The sequence below is a fragment of the Aerococcus sp. L_32 genome, from assembly GCF_050689315.1.
In genome coordinates this window covers 1-897 of sequence record NZ_JBOEQF010000736.1, presented here as the reverse complement: position 1 = coordinate 897, position 897 = coordinate 1, and the positions used below count along the sequence as shown (strand labels likewise).

The following is an 897-nucleotide window of genomic DNA, read 5'->3' as shown; positions in this document are numbered from 1 at the left end:
GGTGACAAAGCCAGAAACTTATAGCCATGAAGAATTGACCCGCGATATGATTACCCAAATAGATGAGCCAACGAGAGTCTTGATTGAGGGGCCGATTGAAGTGGGCCATACTTGGGATAGTGATGGACGCCAACGTGAAATTACTGGTATCGATGTGCCTGTTGAAACGAAGACTGGCACTTACGAGACTTTAGAGGTCAGTGAATACAGTGAAAATAGTATTCGCAGAGAGTATTATGCCCCAGATGTGGGACTGGTTTACGCAGAAGATGAAAGTACCGACCCTGAAGCGTATTATTTCGTCACTCAAATTTTGAGTCAGTTATCTTTTGAAGGTTGGGGTGAGGAGGTTACTTTTTACTATCCAAATGGCGAAGGTGAATTTGAACAAGCAAATGAAACGGTGGCTATGACGACTAATGATGATATGGCGCTGAAATTCACGCAGATTTTCCAGGGTGGCAACAGCGCTGACCAACAAATGATGACTAAAAGTGTTGATATCAATAGCATCAGTGTTGACGGTCAGGACCCAAGGACGGGCAAGATTGTCTATGTTGACTTTAGCGAAAATATCAGTGAATTGGCGGATGATCCACAAGGGAAGGCTAAGTTGGATGCCATGATGGCAACGATGGTCCAGTATTATAATGCCGACTACATTCAACCTGCTATTGAAGGCGACTATATGGTCATTGATGGTGTTGTTGAATTAACCCCAACTTATCCATTATACGAAGTCCCTGAAAATATTCAGCCTTAAATGACAGGTAAATCGACAGATAAAGATGACAAAATGAACGTTCAGCCTGAATTTAGCTGGGCGTTTAATAATGGGTGCCCAACAAAAGCTGCTTGCCCTTTTCTAAACAGTAGTAAACTAGGATGAAAAAGTCG

General features: G+C 42.7%; 1 protein-coding gene. It reads left to right on the top strand.

Annotated features, from left to right (window positions below):
- A partial coding sequence (locus ACRCJ0_RS16055) for a GerMN domain-containing protein (protein ID WP_431391168.1) occupies positions 1–763 on the top strand: 763 nt, incomplete at its 5' end.
- Between the last annotated feature and the right edge of the window lie 134 nt (positions 764–897).